Origin of the sequence: Streptomyces sp. NBC_01485 (assembly GCF_036227125.1) — a bacterium.
Classification (GTDB): domain Bacteria; phylum Actinomycetota; class Actinomycetes; order Streptomycetales; family Streptomycetaceae; genus Streptomyces.
Window position 1 is genome coordinate 6,427,888 of record NZ_CP109435.1, and the last position, 15,744, is coordinate 6,443,631.

Below are 15,744 nucleotides of genomic sequence, written 5' to 3' on the forward strand. Positions count from 1 at the left end.
GCGTACCGGACAGGGCCGCTGCACACGCCAGAGGAACTTGCCCGCCAACTCCCCTCCGATGTTCACTCCTTCGGGTGGCGGGGCAACCGATGTGAGACCCCTGCCCACCGGCACTGGGAGGGTCGGGAACCGTACCGGACGTACGCACCAGTTGACGGAGCGTCATATCCGGCCCATGGAGCACGAGTCAGGAATGCGAGCACCGGTGCAGAAGACGCGGCCTCGGCGTACAGGCAGGCAGACGGCCTCCGAGGAGGGCGCGGAGCGCACCCCCGTCGGCAAGGGCCGCCCCACCCACGTACGCAACCGGCTGATCGTCGCCGTGGCCGTGGTGGCCGCCGCCATAGCCGGCGCCGGCGCGCCCTCGATCCTCGCCGCCTCCGGGCAGTTGAAGGACGCGCAGGACCTGGTCACCCTGGCCGAGCAGACGCAGGACGCGCTCGCCCTCGCGCAGTCCCTGGCGGACGAGCGCGACGGGGTCACCGCCTACGTCGCGGCCGGCCGCGTGAAGTCCGCGGCGCCCTCCACCCAGGCCAGCGCCCGCGTGGACCGCCAGTCGCGCGAGCTGGTGGCCGTAACGGACGTCTCCGCCGCGCTGCGCGAGGCCCTCGGCGCCGTGCCGTCCGTGCGCCAGTCGGCCCTCACCGGCGGCAGCACCGCGCTCCAGACGCACGAGGCGTACGCCAAGGCCATCGCCGCGCTCCATGTGCTCGTCGACCGGCTGGCCGAGCAGATGCCGCCCCGCGCGGGCTCCGGCGCGTACGCCCTCGCCGAGCTCGACACCGCCGTCCAGCAGGCCTCCGCGACCCGCGGGCTGCTGCTCGCGGCGCTCAGCGTGCCGACGCGCACCGAGACCTCCTACGACCCCCTCACCGGCCGGTCGACCACCGAGAAGGTGTCCTCCGACACCGACACCAAGCAGCGCGACGCCCTCGCCGCCGCCGCGCAGCAGGCCCGGCTGCGCTCCGACGCGGCCCTCGCGGAGTTCCGGGAGGGCGCGCCCCAGGACGCGGTCGCCTCCTACGACTCCACGGTGACCGGCGGCGACGTCGACACCGCCGAGACGTACCTCGCCTCCCTCACCGACCAGCCGCAGTTGAGCGGCGCCGACCTCGACACCAGCGTCAAGAAGCTGGACGCCGCGCTCTCCGGCCGCGTCGACCTGATGCGCGGGGCCGAGTCCTCCCTGTACGGCCACCGCACCGAGGATCTCGCCCAGCTCCGCGACGACGACGTCACCGGCCTGGAGATCCGCGTCGCCGTCCTCGGCGCGCTGATGCTGCTGGCCGTCGCCGTCGCCTCGGGCATGGCGCGCAGCCTCACCCGCCCGCTGTCCGTCCTGCGCCGGGGCTCGGCGCGACTGGCCGGGGCCGAGCACCCCGAGGCCGAGGAGCCGGTCAGGTTCACCGGCCGCAACGACGAGTTCGCCCAGGTCGTCCGCTCCGTCAACGCCCTGCACGAGCACGCCGTCGCCCTCCACGAGCGCGTCGCCACCCTGGAGTCCGACCGCAAGCACCTCGTCGGGCAGCGCCAGCGGATGGCCGACGCCCGTGAGGAACTGCGCGCCGAACTCGCCGACTCCGCGGCCGAGCTGGACGGCCTGCGCGACAGCATCAGCGGCACCTTCGTCAACCTCGCCCTGCGCACCCTCGGCCTCGTCGAACGCCAACTCGCGGTCATCGAGGGCCTGGAGGAGCGCGAGCAGGACCCCGACCGGCTGGCGACCCTGTTCAAACTCGACCACTTCGCCACGGTCATGCGCCGCCACAGCGAGAACCTGCTCGTCCTGGCCGGCACGGAGCACGTCCAGCAGCACGCGGGGCCGATCCCGCTGGTGGACGTGGTCCGCGCGGCGGTCAGCGAGATCGAGCGCTACGAGCGGGTCCGTATCTCGGCGCTGCCCCCGCACGCGCACGTGGCGGGCTTCGCCGCCGACGACCTCTCCCACCTGCTGGCCGAACTCATGGAGAACGCCACCTCGTTCTCCCCGCCGGACGTGCCCGTCGAGGTCTCCGGCTGGCTCCTGGAGAGCGGCGAGGTCATGCTCTCCGTCCAGGACGAGGGCATCGGCATCCCCGGCGACCGCCTGGACCGGCTCAACGCCCGCCTCGCCGAGTTCGACCCGGAGACGCCGTACGACCAGGAGGGCGAGGAGGGTCTCGGCCTCGGCCTGTACGTGGTGGCCCGGCTCGCCCACCGGCACGGGGTGCGGGCGCGGTTGCGCGAGCAGAAGCAGGGCGGGACGGCGGCGGTCGTCGTCCTGCCGACCCCGCTCCTGGCAGCGGCCCCGGCCGCCGCGATCCCGGCGACGGCCCCGTCCTCCTCGACGAGCCAGACCATCTCCCTCCCCGGCGCGGACGCGGAGGTCAACTCCAACCTCCTGCCCGGCCGTTCGACCCCGCCGGACCCCTTGATCGCCCTGGCGGAAGAGGCGGTACGCCGCGCGGAGACCCTGGCTGAAACTCCGGCTGAAACTCCGGCCGAATCTCCGGCCGAGACGACGATGGAGTTGCTGCTGCCGCTTCCTCAGGGGGAGACGGCAGGGGAGACGGCGGAAGAGCACACCACCCCCGAACCCGCGTCCGCCGACGAAAGCGGTACGAGTGGTACGAGTGGTGCGGGTGGTGCGGGTGGGAACGGATCCGCCGACGGCGAAGCCGAGGCGGAACACGAACGCACCCCGGACGACCCCCTCACGGACAAGGGCCTCCCCAAGCGCACCCCCAGGATCACCGCCCCCGCGCAGACCCCGCGCCAGCGGACCGGTTCCGTCGACGCGGACGCCCTCCGCCGCCGTCTGGGCGGCTTCCGCCGGGGGGCGGAGGCCGGCTACCGCGACGTAGAAGCCGAAATCGCCGAACGAACGGGCCAGAACAAGGTTCCGTCGCCCCAAGGAGCTCAAAAAGCTCAAGAAGCACACGCACACGCCGAAGATGACACGGGGGGCACAGTCGAGGAGGCAAGCAGTTGACCGCGCCCAGTACCTTCGGACTGAGCAGGGAAGCCCGTAACCTGCACTGGCTGTTGACCAACCTCGTGGAGGAAGTGCCCGGCATCCAGTCCGTCGCCGTCGTGTCCTCGGACGGCCTGCTCCTGCTCTCCTCGGACCCGGGCCGCAACGACGAGGCACGCGAGGCCAGAGAGGTGAAACCCGCGGGCCCGCGCGGTTCTTCCGCCGACCTCGCCACCATCGTCTCCGGCATCGGCAGCCTCACCATCGGCGCCGCGAAGCTCATCGACTTCGGCGGGGTCAAGCACACGATGGTCGCGATGGACGAGGGCAGCCTCTTCGTCATGTCGATCAGCGACGGCTCGCTCCTCGGCGTGCACGGCTCCGCGGACTGCGACATGAGCGTCGTGGCCTACCACATGGCCCTCTTCGTGGGCCGCGCCGGCCACGTCCTGACCCCGGAACTCCGCAGCGAGCTACGCCAGTCACTGGAGCCCCGGACGACGGGGAGCCTCCGATGAGCACGGAGCCCACGAGCCCGGAGCCCGGCAACGCCGACGAGAACGGGAGCGCCAAGCAGCAGCTTCCCGTGCGCGGCGGCGACCGCAAGCCCGCCCGGGTGCGCCCGTACTCGCTCACCGGCGGCCGTACCCGCTTCGGGCACGTCCTGCTGGTGGAGACCTTCGTGGCGGCCCTCGAAGCCCCCGAGGACCGCAGGGAACTGACGAAGGGTTCCCTCAAGTCCACGGTGATGCCGGAGCTGCGGGCCATCGTCGAACTGTGCCGCCGGATGCGCACGGTGGCCGAGATCGCCGCGCTGCTGAAGATGCCGCTCGGCGTGGTCCGGGTGCTCCTCAGCGACCTCGCCGACCAGGGAAAGATCCGTGTGTACGGCACCGGTACCGCTCACGGTACGGGCCGTCCCGACCGCGCTCTGCTGGAAAGGGTGCTGAGTGGACTCCGTCGTCTCTGACGCCGCCTCCTCCTCTGTCGGCGTCGCCTCCGTTGGCGTCTCCCCGTTCGCCGAGCCCGGGCCCGACGAGCCCCTGCGGCCCTGGCAGACGGACCGCACCCGGGCCCCCATCGCCACGAAGATCGTGGTGGCGGGCGGCTTCGGCGTCGGCAAGACCACCCTCGTCGGCACCGTCTCGGAGATCGAGCCCCTCCAGACGGAGGCGCTGATGACCGAGGCCAGCGAGGAGACCGACGACCTCACCGGCACCCCGGACAAGATCACCACCACGGTCGCCATGGACTACGGCCGCCTCACGCTCGACGACGACCTGGTGCTCTACCTGTTCGGCACGCCGGGCCAGCAGCGGTTCTGGTTCATGTGGGACGACCTGGTGCGCGGTGCGATCGGCGCCGTCGTCCTGGCCGACACCCGCCGCCTGAAGGACTGCTTCCCCGCGCTGGACTACTTCGAGAGCAGCGGACTGCCGTACGTCGTCGCCGTCAACCACTTCGACGGAAGCGAGCTGTTCGAGCCGGCGGACGTGCGGGAAGCACTGACCATCCCCGCGCACATACCTGTCATGATCATGGATGCGCGGCGCCGGATCTCGGTGATCGAGACCCTCCTGGCCCTGGTGGGCCACGCGCTAGACGAAACCCCCGAGTAAGGCCTCAAGGCCCGCGAAGCCCTCGAGGCCCGCCAAGGAGTCCCCCGCATGCGGAAGATACTCGTCGTCGGAGCCGGCCAGTCCGGTCTCCAGCTCGCCCTCGGCCTCCAGTCGCACGGGTACGAGGTCACCCTGATGTCGAACCGGACGGCGGACGAGATCCGGTCCGGCCGGGTCATGTCGACGCAGTGCATGTTCGACACCGCCCTCCAGTACGAGCGCGACCTCCAGCTGAACTTCTGGGAGCAGCAGGCCCCGAAGATCCAGGGCCTCGGCGTCTCGGTCGCGGCCCCCGGCTCGCACGACCCGGGCCCGACGCAGCGCGCGATCGACTGGGTGGGCCGGCTCGACGGGTACGCGCAGTCCGTCGACCAGCGGGTGAAGATGGCCGGCTGGATGGAGACGTTCGCCCAGCGCGGCGGGCAGCTCGTCATCCACGGCGCGGCCGTCTCCGACCTCGACTACTTCTCCCGTGCCTACGACCTCGTCCTCGTCTCGGCCGGCAAGGGCGAGCTGGTGTCGATGTTCGCCCGCGACCCCGAGCGCTCCCCGTACACCGAGCCGCAGCGCGCCCTCGCCGTCTCCTACGTCCACGGCCTGGGCCCGCGCCCGGAGCACCCGGAGCTGGAAGCGGTCCGCTGCGGCCTCGTCCCCGGCGTCGGCGAACTCTTCGTCATGCCGACGCTCACCACCTCCGGCCGCGCCGACATCCTCTTCTGGGAGGGCATACCCGGCGGCCCGCTGGACGTCTTCAACGGCGTCAAGGACCCGGCGGAACACCTCTCCCTGACCCTGGAGCTCATGGAGAAGTTCCTGCCCTGGGAGTACGCGCGGGCCACCAGGGTCGAACTCACCGACGCCGGCGGCACGTTGGCCGGCCGCTACACGCCCACCGTCCGCAACCCGATCGGCCGTCTCCCCGGCGGCGGCCTGGTGCTCGGCGTCGCCGACGTCGTCGTCGCCAACGACCCGATCACCGGTCAGGGCTCCAACTCGGCGGCCAAGTGCGCCGCCGCGTATCTCGCGTCGATCCTCGAGCAGGGGGAGAAGGAGTTCGACGAGGCGTGGATGCGCGCCACCTTCGACCGGTACTGGGAGACGGCCCGGCACGTCACCAAGTGGACCAACGCGATGCTGGCCCCGCCGCCTGAGCACATCATCAACCTGCTGGGCGCGGCAGGGCAGTTGCCGCCCGCGGCTGATCGTTTCGCCAACGCGTTCAACGACCCGGCCGACTTCGAGAACTTCTTCTACGACCCGGAGAAGACGGCGGCCTATCTGGCCTCGGTCGCGGGCGCCTGAACGGCGGCCCGCGCGGGCGGCGCATCCGGACGTACGGCGCCGAGCACCGGGTTGGACGCGAGCGGCGAGACCTTCACCTTCTCGCCGGTTCTCGGCGCCTGCACCACCCTGCCCCCGCCCAGGTACATCGCCACATGGCCGGCCTCGGGGAAGTAGACCACCAGGTCGCCGGGGCGCAGCTCCGTCAGCTGGATCCTCGGCAGCCGCGCCCACTGCTCCTCGCTGGTCCGGGGGATCGCCGTCCCGGCGCGCCCCCAGGCCTCGGACGTCAGCCCCGAGCAGTCGTACGACTTCGGGCCCTCCGCGCCCCACTCGTACGGCTTGCCGATCTGCCGTACGGCGTACCGCACGGCCTTCGCGCCCTCCTCGGACGGTTCGCGGTCCTCGCCGGGCGGACCGAGCGCGCCGGACACGACAAGCTTCTGCTGCGCCCGCGCGACTCCGGCCTTCTCCAACTCGGCGACGGCGGTGAGCTGTTCGGCGGTGAGGGAGGCGAGCAGCTCCTCGACGTCGTCCAGGCGCCGGCGTACGTCGTCGCGCTCCTTCTTCTTGCGGGCAGCGAGGGTGAGTTGGGCGTCGAGGGCGGCGCGGGCCTTGCGCGCCAGAGCGTCGGCCCTGCGTTCGCCGCTGACCAGCCGCCCGACCGTGTCGGCCCGCTCGCGCGCCAGCCGGCCGATCACATGCCCCTGGTCGAGCGCGTGCTGCGGATCGCGGGCGAGCAGCAGCCGTACGTAGGGGGAGATGCCGGTGCTGCCCTGGTACTGCTGGCGGGCCAGCCGGCCGGCCGCGCCCCGGCTGTCGTGCAGGGAGAGCCGGGCCTTCGCCAGCTCGGCGCCCAGCCGCACGGCCTCGGCCCGCCGCAGCTTGAGCCGCTCCTCCGTGGCGTTGTAGGCCTCGGTGGCCTGTTCGGCCTCCCGGTACAGCCGCTGAAGCTCCGTCAGCGACTCGGCCACGGTCCGCTCACCGGTGTCCGCGGCCGCTTCCGCCGACGGTTCGTCCGTCGACGGTTCGCCCGCCGATGACTCGTCGGCTGAGGGCTCGTCCGCCTCCGGGGTCTCCGTCGCCGTGGCCACCGTCCGGCCGCCGGGAGCCGGCGAGGGCTCCGGTGCGGCCGTGGCGAGCCCGGGGGCCAGGACGGCCTGGGCGGCGAGCGCCGCCGTGGAGACCGTACAAGCCAGACGCAGCAGTCTTCCTGACACGCCATCACCTCCGCTGCGGGGTGGCCCCTCCATCCCGCAGGGCGAGCATCAGGCGTGCGCGCGCGGTCCGCGCGCCGGGTGCGCGGTTCGGCCCAACGGGGTCACTCGTCGGCGTCGTCCCGCCGTCCGCCCGGCGTGGCGTCGGGCCTGGACCAGGGCCAGCGTGGTCGGCCGCTCTTCTTCCCCTCGGGATCGAACGCGTACTTCCAGCCCTGGGGCAGTCCGAGCTTCCTGCTGTGGCCGCGGGTCACACGCCGGTAGACCAGGACGGTGGGCGGTCCGCCGGCCGCGTCGGGGACGGGGATGCGGTACGTCTTCGGCGGGTGCCCGGTCGGGCCCAGCAGCACGGGCAGGACGCGGCCGTCCATGGGCCCGCCCTCGAAGGGGGTGTCTTCGCTCTTCACGCCACCAGTGTCGATCAGGTCTGCGCGCCGAGCGCACCCCGGACCAGTTCGGCGGTCTGCGGATCCCGTCGCGCGGTCACCGCGAGCACGGCCACGAACTGCTCCACCAGCCAGTCCCGCAGCTCGTCGGCGGGCGGCCGCCGGTCCTCGTCGAGCCAGATGAGGGAGGCCGCCTCGACCGCCGTGATCCACATCCGTACGGTCATCCGGAGCCGCGGCCCGGGATCGGCGACCCCCAGATGGCTGTAGATGTGCTCGGCGGCGGCTCGCCGGACGCCGTCCACGATGGCGGTCGTACGGGACGTCTCGACGACGCTGCCGCCCTGGAGCAGGGCGCTGAAGCCGGCGTCGTGGCGGCCGACGAAGGTGAGGTAGCGGTCCAGGGCGCGGGCGAGGCGGGGGAGGAGGGGGCCGCCGTGCGGCTCGTCGAAGCAGTGCCGCAGCTCCTCGGCGGCGGAGCGCAGGGCGGCCTCGTAGAGCTGCTGCTTGCCGCCCGGGAAGTACCGGTAGACGAGCGGCCGGGACACCCCGGCGGCCTCCGCCACGTCGTCCAGCGAGACGTCCTCGGGGGCGCGGTGGGCGAAGAGCGACAGCGCGGCGTCGAGCAACTGACGACGACGCTCCTCCACGCTGAGGCGCCGGTAGGCGGGGGCGGCGGGGGTCATACGATGCAGCGTAATCGCCGCCCCGAGCCCGTGCCTGGCCGCATGCCCGTGCCTGGCCGCGTGCCTGGAGCCGCGCCCGGCCCCATCCCCGGACCGTCCTCCGCCCCGTGCCCGGACAGGGGCCCGCATCCGCCGCCGGGGCCGGTCAGGCGAGCAGCCCCGACGACCTCCACAGCCGTCGGCCGACCCCGCGCAGCACGCCGATTTCGTCCAGGAAGTCGGTCAGGCGCCTGGCCCCCGTCTGCATGACCTCCCGCCGGTGTCCGCTGGCCCGCACCTGTGCCATGGCCTCGCGCCTGTCCAGGCCCACGTTCGGGTAGACGTCCGGATTCACGAAGGCCACGGAGAACATCCGCGCGAACTCACCCGACGTGACCCTCGTGAACTCCTGGGACCACCTCGGCGCGGTGACCATCTGGCGGCGCAACTCCTCGCGGGCGTAGCGCACGTGCCGGGCCTCCTCCACGACGTGGATCCGGGTGACGCCCCTGACCAGCGGCTGGACCCGGTCGTCCGGAAAGGTCAGCCGCTGCATCCAGTCGAGGACCTCCTCGCCGAGCAGGGTCGCGGTGAAGGAACCGGGGGTCGTGGAGATCGTCTTGAACAGCCGCCCCAGGTTCCGGTGGGCGCGGCTCACCGGGTACCAGGGGGTGTCGCCGGCCGATATCAGCCGGGCGAACATCTTCGAGTGCCGGCACTCGTCCTCGATCTCGGTCAGCGCGTACCGCACGTGCGCGCTCGTCGCCGCCTTGTCGTAGATGTGCCGGACGAGCAACTGCATGAGGATGATCTCGAACCAGATCCCGAGCGAGGCGAGCGCGGCGGCCTCGTGCCGCGACAGCAGGATCCGCTGCTCCTCGCTCATCCGCCGCCACATCGGCGTGCCGTACAGCGACACCAGCTCCGGCGGCCAGAACCACTTGCCGTCCTCGAAGGGGGCGTCCCAGTCCAGCTCCTCGTCCGGGTCGAAGGAGTGCCGGGCGGAGGCCGCGAGCAGCCGCTCGGCCACCTGCTCCCGGTCCTTGAGCAGACCCAGCGCGTCCCGCAGCCCTCCCAGCGCGTCGCCGTCCGTGGGGCTCGTCGGAGTCGTCGTCATGGCTCTTATGAGACTGCCTGTCAGCAAGCTCGTCAATCCCCTGCGCGTCGACACCGCTGTCCGTGATCACTCGGCAGAGGGGCGAATCGGCATATCCCGCTGGGTACGCTGACTGTGCCGGGCAGACTCCGCCGCATGGGAGCAATCCTCACGAATCGAGCACCGCCTCCATCACCGCCCGCGCGATCGGCGCAGCCATCCCGCCGCCGGTGATCTCGCCCCGGTGCGCCGACCCGTCCTCGACCACCACCGCGACCGCGACCTTCGGCTCCATGTCCCGTTCGCCCTGTGCCCAGGAGACGAACCAGGCGTACGGGATCCCGGCGTTGCCGATGCCGTGCTGGGCGGTGCCGGTCTTGCCGCCGACGACCGCGCCGGGGATCGCCGCGTTCGTGCCGGTGCCCTCCCGCACCACGTCCTCCATCAGCTCCCGCAGCCGCCGCGCCGTCGAGGGCTGCATCGCCTGCCGGGTCGGGCGCGAACCGGCCGTGGCCACCGTCGCCCCGCCCTTCCGTGTCGTCCGCTCCACCAGGTACGGCGTGCGCACCCGCCCCCCGTCGGCCACCGCCGCCGCCACCATCGCCATCTGGAGCGGGGTCGCCCGCGTGTTGTACTGGCCGATCGACGACAGCGCCAACTGCGCCTTGTCCAGCGAGGTGTCGAAGGTGCTCGGCGCGACGGCGAACGGGATCCGCACGGCCACGTCGTTGAAGCCGAACGCCTGCGCCGTCCGCGTCATCCGGGCCAGCCCCGTGTCCACGCCGAGCTTCGCGAACACCGTGTTGCACGACCACTCGAAGGCGTCCCGCAGCGGCGCGTCCGCGCAGCCGTCGCCCTCGTTCGTCAAGGCCGTCGTCGTCCCGGGCAGCCGGTAGGGGGCGGGGGAGTAGGTCGCCGCGTCGAGGTCGTCGATCACGCCCGCGTCCAGCGCCGCCGCCGCGGTGACCACCTTGAACGTCGACCCCGGCGGATACGTCTGCCGCACCGCCCGGTTCAGCATCGGCCGGTCCGGGTCACCGTTGAGCCGCGCCCAGGCCCGCTCGGCCCCGGCGTCGTTCCCGGACAGCACGGCCGGGTCGTACGACGGACTCGACACCAGCGCCAGCACCCGCCCCGTCGCCGGCTCCACCGCCGCCACCGCGCCCTTGCGCCCGTCCAGCCCCTCGTAGGCGGCCCGTTGGGCGCGGCGGTTCAGCGTCGTCACCACGTCGCCGCCGGCGGGCCGGCCGTGCGTGACGTCGTTCCACAGCGGGAACGGCGAGAGCAGCGGATCCGCCCCGGACAGGACGTCGTCCCCGGTGTGCTCCAGCAGCGTCGTCCCGTACATCTGCGAGGCGAAGCCGGTCACCGGCGCGTACAACGGCCCGTCGCGGTACGTGCGTTCATAGCGCAACTGCTCCCCGGTGTCCCGGGAGCCGGTGACGGGGGCGCCGCCGACCAGGATGTCGCCGCGCGGCTGGGCGTAACGGGCGATGGACGCACGCCGGTTGGCCGGGTTGTCGTCGTAGACATCGGACCGGACGACCTGGACGCGCGCCGCGTTGACCAGGAGCGCCACCAGCAGCAGGGCGCAGAAGACGGCGGCGCGCCGGATGTACCGGGTCACCCGGGCCTCCCCAAGTCGTCGTCGTTGTCATGGTGGTCATGGTTGTGGTCGGACGGTTCCGGGTGCGGGCGTCGCGCCGAGTCGCTCACCCGGATCAGCAGCGCCACGATCGCCCAGTTGGTGACGACCGACGAGCCGCCCTGCGCCAGGAACGGCATCGCCATGCCGGTCAGCGGGATCAGGCCGGTCACCCCGCCCGCGATCACGAACACCTGGAGCCCCACGATCGAGGCGAGGCCGGTCGCCAGCAGCCGGCCGAACGGGTCGCGCAGGGACAGCCCGGCCCGGTAGCCGCGCTCCACCAGCAGGCCGTAGAGGAGGAAGAGCGCCGACAGCCCCGCCAGGCCCAGTTCCTCGCCGGCCGTCGCCAGGATGAAGTCCGACTTGGCGGCGAAGCCGATGAGGACGGAGTGGCCGAGCCCGAGCCCGGTGCCGAGCACCCCGCCGGCCGCGAACGAGAACAGCGACTGCGCGAGCTGGTTGGCTCCCTGACCGGCCTCGATGGACGCGAACGGGTGCAGCCAGTCCTCGACCCTGCTGTGCACGTGCGGCTCCAGCCTGCCGACGGCGACCGCGCCGAGCGAGGCCAGCAGCAGGCCGACGGCGATCCAGCCGGTGCGGCCGGTGGCGACGTAGAGCATGACCACGAACAGGCCGAAGAAGAGCAGGGACGTGCCGAGGTCCCGCTCCAGGACCAGCACGCCGACGCTCAGCAGCCAGATCGCGACGATCGGCCCGAGGACGCGCCCGGTGGGCAGTTGCAGCCGCCGCAGCCGCCAGATCTTCCGGCCCGCGTACGCCAGCGCCGTGCGGTTGGCCGCCAGGTACGCGGCGAAGAACACTGCCAGCAGCACCTTCGCGAACTCGCCCGGCTGGATGGAGAACCCGGCGATCCGGATCCAGATACGGGCGCCGTTCACGGCCGGGAACAGGATCGGCAGGGCGAGGAGGGCGAGCGCGGCGACCACGCAGACGTACGCGTACCGCTGGAGCACGCGATGGTCGCGCAGTGCGGCCACGACGACGATGAACAGGGCCACCCCGAGCGTGGACCACACCAGTTGGGTGGGCGCCGCCCGGTCGCCCGGGGTCTCCAGGTCGAGCCGGTAGATCAGCACCAGGCCGATCCCGTTGAGCAGCACGGCGATCGGCAGGAGGAGCGGGTCGGCGCAGGGGGCGCGCAGCCGCACCGCGAGATGCGCCAGCAGCGCGAGCACACCGAGCCCGGCGCCGTAACCGGCGGCGCCGGGCGGGACGGTGCCGTGCTTCGCGAGGCCGACCGCGCAGTAGCCGTACACGCAGAGCAGGACGGCCAGGACGATGAGGGCGAGTTCGACGCCACGGCGCCGGGGGAGGCGTACCGCGGGGGCGGGCGCGTCGGCCGCCGTCACGAGGGTGGCGCCCGCTCCGGTTCCCGCTCCGACTCCGACTTTCGTCATGCCCGGAACTTACCCAAATGGGGCTCCTTGTGAGCCTTGGACGCTTTTCGAGTCGGTGCCGTGTCGGTGTGGGGTGGGGAGGTGCCGGGTCAGCACCAGCGCGGGGTCGTCCCGATGGTGTCGATGTAGCGTGCCGCGCCCCAGGCCCAGGTGCCGTCCGTGAGGAGGTACCACTGGGAGTTGCCCTGGATGTTCTCGCCGGTGGTCCTGCAGAAGATCGAGACGATCTCGCCGCGCCGGGCGACCCGGATCACCTGGCCGCCGCGGTCCGGCCTGCTGCGCAGGAGCAGCTCGTTCGCGGTGACGCGCCCGCGGGAGCGGCGGGAGTCGTCGTCGTTGCCGTTCTGCCAGTCGCCACTGCCGCCGGACTGCCAGTCGCTGCCGTCACTGCCCGACTGCCAGTCGCTGCCGTTGCCGTTCTGCCAGTCGTTGTTCTGGCCGTTGTTCTGACCGTTATTTTGACCGTTGCTCTGACCACTGGTCTGGCCGTTGTTCTGGCCGTTGCCTTGCCCGTTGCCTTGCCCGTTGCCTTGCCCGTTGCCTTGCCCGTTGCCTTGGCCATTGCCTTGGCCATTGGTCTGCCCATTGCTCTGGCCATTGCCCTGGCCGTTGCCCTGGCCGTTGCCCTGGCCGTTGCCCTGGCCGTTGGCCTGGCCGTTGGCCTGGCCATTGCCTTGCCCATTGCCTTGCCCATTGCCTTGCCCGTTGCCCTGGCCGTTGCCCTGGCCATTGCCTTGCCCATTGCCCTGGCCGTTGGCCTGCCCGTTGGCCTGCCCGTTGCCCTGGCCGTTGCCCCCCTGGCCATTGCCCTGCCAGTTGTTCTGACCACTGGTCTGGCCATTGCCCTGGCCGTTGTTCTGGCCGCCCCCGCCCCCCTGGTTCTGCCAGTCGTCCTGGTCGTCGCGCTGGGCGTTGAAGCCGTTGCCGTCGGGGTCCCATTCGTCGGCGAGGGCCGGGGTGACGGTCGCGGTGGCGGCGAGCGCGCCTGCTGCGGTGACTATGGCGAGACGGGTGAGGGCGGAGCGCACGGACATGGCGATACCTCCATGAAGCACGAAGAGGGTGAAGCTGACTAATCGCCACATTAGGAGCGGTTAGCGCGTGTCGCCCGTCACACTGCGCCATCGGGGAGGCCGGCCCCGGTGGGCGGCGTCTGAGGAAGCGTCAGCGTGGCCACCGCACCGCCGTCCGGCGCGTTGGCGAACGTCAGCCGCGCACCCATCACCTCCGCCTGGCCGGCCGCGATGGTCAGCCCGAGCCCGTGCCCCTTCGCCCCGCCCTCGGTACGGAACCGCTGCGGCCCGTGCGTGACGAGGTACTCCGGATAGCCGTCCCCGTGGTCCCGAACGGTGACCACGGCCCCGTCCACCGTCAGCGTCACCGGGGCCCGCCCGTGCCGGTGCGCGTTGGCGAGCAGGTTCCCCAGCACCCGTTCGAGGCGCCGCCGGTCGGTCTCCACGCGCACGTCCCGGACGATGACGACCGTGACAGCCGTGGCGGCCGTGCCCTCGCCGCCGCTCGCCGAGGTCCCCGGGGCGCTCGTGGAGGCCCCGACGCCGCTCACGGGGGCGGCGGAGGTGGCCGCCGGTGCCCCGGAGGCGTCGGCCGCCTCCGCCACCCGCACCACCCGCATCGCCAGCGCGCCCAGCTCCTCGGCGTCCAGCTCCAGCCGCTCCCGCCCGGTGTCCAGCCGGGAGATCTCGAGCAGGTCCTCGGTCAGCGTGCGCAGCGCCGCCACCCGGTCGCGCACCAGCTCCGTCGGCCGCCCCGGCGGCAGCAGTTCGGCCGCCGCGTGCAGCCCGGTCAGCGGGGTGCGCAGCTCGTGCGCCACGTCGGCGGTGAAGCGCTGCTCGCTCAGCAGCTTGCCCTGCAGCGAGGACGCCATCGAGTCCAGCGCGACGGCGACGGCGCCCACCTCGTCCTGCGGCCGGCCCGGTTCCTTCGCGCGGGGGTCGTCCACGCGGGCGTCCAGGTCGCCGGCCGTGATCCGCCGGGCCACCTGCGCGGTGGTGTGCAGCCGCCGGGTCACCCGGGTCACCGCGACGGCGCCGACCAGCAGCGTCGCCCCGATCGCCAGCATCGACGACCACAGGATCGCGGTGTCGAGCGCCTCGATGGTGTGGGCGCTCTGCGAGTAGTCGACGGCGACCGCGAGAGCCCGCTCACCGTCGGCGGGCCCCGCCGCCCACATCGTGGGGCGCCCCCGGTAGTCGGCGACGATCGTGCCGCGCTCCCCGGACACCGCCAGCGTCCGCAGCGACGCGGGCAGCCCCGGCGGGTCGAGGCTCGCACCCCACCCGAGGCTGTCCCCGGCCTCGAACGCCGTCGTCGCCTCCTTCAGCCGGGACAGCGCGAGATCGCGGGACTGGCCGACGGTCTGGTTCGTCACCGACACGTGCACCAGGATGCCGAGCAGGGCGGCCAGCGCACAGCACATCACGGTGATGAAGGCGGCGGCCTTCACGGCGAGCGGCCCGGCCCACGAGGGAAGCGCAAGCCTCATCGGCGACTCGCAGAGGGGGACGCAGAGGGGGACGCAGAGGGGGACGCAGAGGGGGACGGTGTGGGTGTGGGTGAGGTGGAGGGGCGAGGGGAGTGCTTCCGGTCACCGGCGCCGCCACCGATGCGCAGCATCTCGTCGTTGGTGAGCAGCATCGCCCGCTGCTGCTGGTCCCAGGTCCACTGCAGGCGGTACTCGTAGCCGGCGACCTCAGAAGGGGCCCGGATGATCACGGACCGCCCGGCCAGTTCGACCGCGCTCACGGCGTCCTCGTAGCCCATGATCTGCACGAGCCGGTCCTTGCGGACGGTGTAGACGCGGACGGCGGTCAGGTTGCCGGGCAGTTGCCGGAAGCCGAGGGTCATGTCGTCGTGGCCGTCGCCGGTGAGGTCGCGGTAGTAGGCCTTGAGTACGGGACACCGACGCCCTTGGACTCCACCTTTCCCCTTCCCGCAGTCGGCCATCCGGCGGGCCGTCTCGTCGTACGTCCCCGCGCTGTAGTCGCCCGGATTCGCCGCGATCTCCGCGCGGACGACCGCGACCGGGTCCACCGTACGGATGTCGCCACCGGGCACGGTGACGCCCTTCACCACCTCGGTGTCCACCTCGCCGATGTCGAAGGCCGGACTGGCGGCGGGGGTCAGCTCCGGCCAGAGCTTGTCCGGGCTGATCGCGGTAGGCGTCGAACCGGCGCCCTGCAACTCACCGGCGTCACCGCAGCCCGCGACGACCGGGGCCAGCAGAACGACGGCACCGACGACGGCGGCGACGAACGCGGGACGGGCAGGACGGGCGTGACGGCCGAGGCGGATGGCGCGAACGAGGCGGATGGGACGGCTGCGGTGCACGGGACTCTCGCGACTCCTCTTGATCTACACGGTATGCGCATTATTCATAGGAAAGTCGGTTTTGTGCACCGCTGAACCCGGGCGCCGAGCCGACGGCGGAACGCCAAGCCGAC

The 15,744-nt window shown here is 72.4% G+C and carries 14 protein-coding genes; 5 read left to right on the top strand and 9 right to left on the bottom strand.

Features of this window, described 5'->3' with window-relative positions; translation table 11 throughout:
• Positions 1-205 precede the first annotated feature (205 nt).
• Genes OG352_RS29185 through OG352_RS29205 form a run of 5 tightly spaced genes read left to right on the top strand, consistent with a single transcriptional unit; the run spans position 206 to position 5,874 of the window.
• A complete protein-coding gene (locus tag OG352_RS29185) occupies positions 206-2,971 on the top strand; it encodes a sensor histidine kinase (RefSeq protein ID WP_329221002.1) in 2,766 nt (921 codons plus the stop codon).
• On the top strand, positions 2,968-3,471 hold the full coding sequence (locus OG352_RS29190; protein WP_329221003.1) for a roadblock/LC7 domain-containing protein: 504 nt from the start codon (positions 2,968-2,970) through the stop codon (positions 3,469-3,471). The genes OG352_RS29185 and OG352_RS29190 overlap by 4 nt, the downstream gene beginning before the upstream one ends.
• On the top strand, positions 3,468-3,923 hold the full coding sequence (locus OG352_RS29195; RefSeq protein ID WP_329221004.1) for a DUF742 domain-containing protein: 456 nt from the start codon (positions 3,468-3,470) through the stop codon (positions 3,921-3,923). Before OG352_RS29190 ends, OG352_RS29195 begins: the two co-directional genes overlap by 4 nt.
• Positions 3,904-4,572 (top strand): GTP-binding protein, encoded by a 669-nt coding sequence (locus tag OG352_RS29200; RefSeq protein ID WP_329221005.1) that lies wholly within the window; start codon positions 3,904-3,906, stop codon positions 4,570-4,572. Before OG352_RS29195 ends, OG352_RS29200 begins: the two co-directional genes overlap by 20 nt.
• Positions 4,573-4,620: 48 nt before the next feature.
• Positions 4,621-5,874, top strand: coding sequence for a styrene monooxygenase/indole monooxygenase family protein (locus OG352_RS29205; protein ID WP_329221007.1), 1,254 nt, complete (start codon positions 4,621-4,623; stop codon positions 5,872-5,874).
• Here the strand turns inward: OG352_RS29205 and OG352_RS29210 are convergent.
• From OG352_RS29210 to OG352_RS29250, 9 genes are all read right to left on the bottom strand, one after another.
• On the bottom strand, positions 5,847-7,073 hold the full coding sequence (locus OG352_RS29210) for a C40 family peptidase (protein ID WP_329221009.1): 1,227 nt from the start codon (positions 7,071-7,073) through the stop codon (positions 5,847-5,849). The genes OG352_RS29205 and OG352_RS29210 overlap by 28 nt on opposite strands.
• Before the next feature lie 101 nt (positions 7,074-7,174).
• Positions 7,175-7,477, bottom strand: coding sequence for a hypothetical protein (locus tag OG352_RS29215; RefSeq protein WP_329221010.1), 303 nt, complete (start codon positions 7,475-7,477; stop codon positions 7,175-7,177).
• A gap of 14 nt (positions 7,478-7,491) precedes the next feature.
• Entirely contained in the window at positions 7,492-8,142 is a 651-nt protein-coding gene (locus OG352_RS29220; protein WP_329221012.1) for a TetR/AcrR family transcriptional regulator, read from the bottom strand.
• 145 nt (positions 8,143-8,287) lie between these two features.
• Complete coding sequence (locus tag OG352_RS29225; protein ID WP_329221013.1) at positions 8,288-9,238, bottom strand: AurF N-oxygenase family protein; 951 nt, start codon at positions 9,236-9,238, stop codon at positions 8,288-8,290.
• A 148-nt stretch (positions 9,239-9,386) separates the two neighbouring features.
• Positions 9,387-10,844: a penicillin-binding transpeptidase domain-containing protein gene (locus OG352_RS29230; RefSeq protein ID WP_329221014.1), complete on the bottom strand. Its 1,458-nt coding sequence runs from the start codon at positions 10,842-10,844 to the stop codon at positions 9,387-9,389.
• On the bottom strand, positions 10,841-12,283 hold the full coding sequence (locus OG352_RS29235; protein WP_329221015.1) for an FtsW/RodA/SpoVE family cell cycle protein: 1,443 nt from the start codon (positions 12,281-12,283) through the stop codon (positions 10,841-10,843). The genes OG352_RS29230 and OG352_RS29235 overlap by 4 nt, the downstream gene beginning before the upstream one ends.
• An 89-nt stretch (positions 12,284-12,372) precedes the next feature.
• A complete protein-coding gene (locus tag OG352_RS29240) occupies positions 12,373-13,317 on the bottom strand; it encodes an SH3 domain-containing protein (protein ID WP_329221016.1) in 945 nt (314 codons plus the stop codon).
• Positions 13,318-13,394: 77 nt separating this feature from the next.
• The gene (locus tag OG352_RS29245) at positions 13,395-14,786 is read right to left on the bottom strand and encodes an ATP-binding protein (RefSeq protein WP_329221017.1); all 1,392 of its coding nucleotides are present in this window, start codon (positions 14,784-14,786) and stop codon (positions 13,395-13,397) included.
• Positions 14,783-15,595 carry a hypothetical protein gene (locus OG352_RS29250; protein ID WP_443072510.1) on the bottom strand — a complete coding sequence of 271 codons (813 nt, stop codon included), beginning with the start codon at positions 15,593-15,595 and terminating at the stop codon, positions 14,783-14,785. The genes OG352_RS29245 and OG352_RS29250 overlap by 4 nt, the downstream gene beginning before the upstream one ends.
• Positions 15,596-15,744: the final 149 nt, after the last annotated feature.

What these genes read in the sequence shown, in the direction of transcription:
- OG352_RS29220 (WP_329221012.1), bottom strand. Translation starts at nt 8,142, where the DNA reads ATGACCCCCGCCGCCCCCGCCTACCGGCGCCTCAGCGTGGAGGAGCGT.
- OG352_RS29205 (WP_329221007.1), top strand. Translation starts at nt 4,621, where the DNA reads ATGCGGAAGATACTCGTCGTCGGAGCCGGCCAGTCCGGTCTCCAGCTC.
- OG352_RS29235 (WP_329221015.1), bottom strand. Translation starts at nt 12,283, where the DNA reads ATGACGAAAGTCGGAGTCGGAGCGGGAACCGGAGCGGGCGCCACCCTC.
- OG352_RS29240 (WP_329221016.1), bottom strand. Translation starts at nt 13,317, where the DNA reads ATGTCCGTGCGCTCCGCCCTCACCCGTCTCGCCATAGTCACCGCAGCA.
- OG352_RS29225 (WP_329221013.1), bottom strand. Translation starts at nt 9,238, where the DNA reads ATGACGACGACTCCGACGAGCCCCACGGACGGCGACGCGCTGGGAGGG.
- OG352_RS29245 (WP_329221017.1), bottom strand. Translation starts at nt 14,786, where the DNA reads ATGAGGCTTGCGCTTCCCTCGTGGGCCGGGCCGCTCGCCGTGAAGGCC.
- OG352_RS29195 (WP_329221004.1), top strand. Translation starts at nt 3,468, where the DNA reads ATGAGCACGGAGCCCACGAGCCCGGAGCCCGGCAACGCCGACGAGAAC.